This is a genomic window from Halorubrum sp. AJ67 (assembly GCF_000513435.1).
This window is the reverse complement of the sequence record NZ_CBVY010000023.1, coordinates 20,486-22,867: the sequence shown is the minus strand read 5'-3', so window position 1 is coordinate 22,867 and position 2,382 is coordinate 20,486. Positions and strand designations below refer to the sequence as shown.

At 63.4% G+C, this 2,382-nt stretch carries 2 protein-coding genes and 1 pseudogene; 2 read left to right on the top strand and 1 reads right to left on the bottom strand.

The features are described from left to right. Positions 1 to 53 precede the first annotated feature (53 nt). Complete coding sequence (locus tag BN903_RS16130; RefSeq protein WP_079890686.1) at positions 54 to 689, top strand: IS6 family transposase; 636 nt, start codon at positions 54 to 56, stop codon at positions 687 to 689. A 42-nt stretch (positions 690 to 731) separates the two neighbouring features. Here the strand turns inward: BN903_RS16130 and BN903_RS14015 are convergent, their stop codons facing one another. Then, positions 732 to 1,511, bottom strand: a complete 780-nt coding sequence (locus BN903_RS14015; protein ID WP_048078319.1) for an HAD-IIA family hydrolase — start codon at positions 1,509 to 1,511, stop codon at positions 732 to 734. 119 nt (positions 1,512 to 1,630) lie between these two features. Here BN903_RS14015 and BN903_RS14010 point away from each other — a divergent pair. After that, positions 1,631 to 2,382: pseudogene (locus BN903_RS14010) on the top strand (GTP cyclohydrolase III); the annotation flags it as partial.

Genomic DNA, 2,382 nt, shown 5'->3' with positions numbered 1-2,382 from the left:
GGCGGTGTTCAGATAAGGTTTGAAAGTGAGGCGGTGCGTTTTCAAAGTGTTCTATGCCAGAAAACGACCGCCTCAGCGGCTGTTTAGACGAGATCAACTTAGAGTTTGTGGAGCGAGAAGCAACACCGAGGCTGTTGATGAAGCTCAGTATTCAGCTCCATTTGTCTGGACTATCGCTTTCAAATACTGTTTCGTTTCTTGAGGTATTCGGTGTTAATCGAGTTCGATCGACCGTTCATAACTGGGTTCACAAAGCCGATCTACAGCCAGAAACTGGCCGGAGCCCGAATCACGTCGCGGTTGATGAGACTGTGATTCAACTCGATAATGAACAATATTGGCTGTACGCTGCTGTCGATCCTGATTCGAACGATTTACTACACACACGGCTTGAGCCGACGAGAAATAACGCGATCGCAGATCGGTTTTTTGCGGAACTTCGCGAAAAACACGATGTAGATGACGCGATCTTTCTCGTTGATGGCGCGGCTCCACTTCAGCGAGCCTGTCGCAAACACGGCCTCGATTTTAGATACGAACGACATGGAAATCGGAACAGCGTCGAACGTGTTTTTCGTGAGGTAAAACGCAGAACTACCAGTTTCTCAAACTGTTTCAGCAACGCCGAAGCAGAAACAGCAAACGAGTGGCTCAGATCCTTCGCCTTCGCGTGGAATCAGCTTATCTGAACACTACCGCGGTGGAGGTGATGGGCCCCACAGGGCCGAGCGTCACCCGATGACGCGGTCGATCTCGCCGAGGTGGTCGAGGACGTAGTCCGGTGAGACTTCGGAGGCCGCGAGGTCGTCGGCGTCGGTGACGCCGGAGCGGACGAGGACGCTCGTCATCCCGGCGCGCTCGCCGAGCGCGATGTCCGTGTCGAGTCGGTCCCCCACGACGAGACACTCCTCGGGCGGGTACGGGAGCCGCTCGCGGACCATCTCGATCGCGGTGTCCGACGGCTTGCCGAGGACGGCGTCTGGATCGCGTTCGGCGACCCCGGCGATCGCGTTGATCACGGCCCCCGACCCCGGCACGTCGCGCTCGGGGGCCGGGATCACCACGTCGGGGTCGGTGCCGATGAAGGGGATGTCGCGCTCCAAGGCCCACAGCGCGGTACAGAGATCCTCGTAGTCGAACTCGCGGTCGATCGAGGCGACCAGCGCGTCGGCGGCGTCGACGTCGTCGGTCGTCGACAGTCCCGCCGCCGCGAACTGGTCGAGGAGCCCCGAGTCGGCGATACAGAGCAGGTCGTCGTCGGCGTGGTGTCTCCCGAGGTACCGCGTCGTCACGCTGCCCGCGGTGAAGACGCGGTCGGCGTCGACATCGTACCCCGCCGCCCCGAGCCGGTCGACGTACGCGGGCGGTGCCTTCGTCGGGTTGTTCGAGACGAACAGCGTCTCGATCCCGGCCCCGCGGAGCCGCCGGTACCCCGCGGGAGCGCCCGGGATCGGCTCGTCGCCGCGCACGACCGTACCGTCGACGTCGAGGACGGCACCGCTGAATTCCATGCCGGGAGTGCGCGCGCCACGGCCGTAGGGGTTGCGCCCGCAGATCACGAACTCGATACCGGTACCACGTTCGAGATAACGGAAGGGTAAAGCGGCAGCGTTCCGTATCGGCGTCCACTGTGACGACGACCCAGGTGACCCTCGTCCAGATCGACAACTACGGTCCGTGGACGACGACGCCGGAGCCGCGCCGCGAGATGGACCTCCAGACGCTCCAGTCGCGCCTCTTCGCCGACATCGCCCAGTTCCTCGGCCACCGCGACGCCTACGTCTTCTTCACCAGATTCGACAACATGATCGCGGTGACGAACGGGGTCGACGGCGCGGCCCACGCGAGCCTTCAGGAGTCGATCGGCAACCGCTACCCGGTCAGCGTCAGCCTCGGGACCGCCGTCGCCGAACGTCCCGTCGACGCGCTGGAAGCCGCGAACCGGCGGCTTCAGACCGCGGGCAGCGCCCAAGACGAGAGTCGCACCGAGGTGCTCGCCGGAGAGTACCTCTCCGAGACGAATCGGTCGGACCTCCAGGTCGCGCACTTCGACGTGGTCAACGCGACCGGGAAGTACACCGACCGACTCAACGAGTTCGACACGTTCATCAACATCGAACGGGCGTACGGCTCGCTGATGCGCCACCTCCGCGAGGCGCACGGTGCCCTCCCCTTTTTTCGTCGGCGGAGACAACGTCGTGGCGGTCTGCCCTGACCTCCCCGAGCCGGCGTTCTACGGCGGCGGTCGACCACGTCCAAGACGACGTCGACATTCGAGCTTCAGTCGGGTCGGCCGGGGGCCTCCGCACACGAGGCCGGCTTCGCGGCCAAGCACGCGCTCGAGACTGCCGCACGCCGGGACGAGCGTCGAACTGTTCGGCG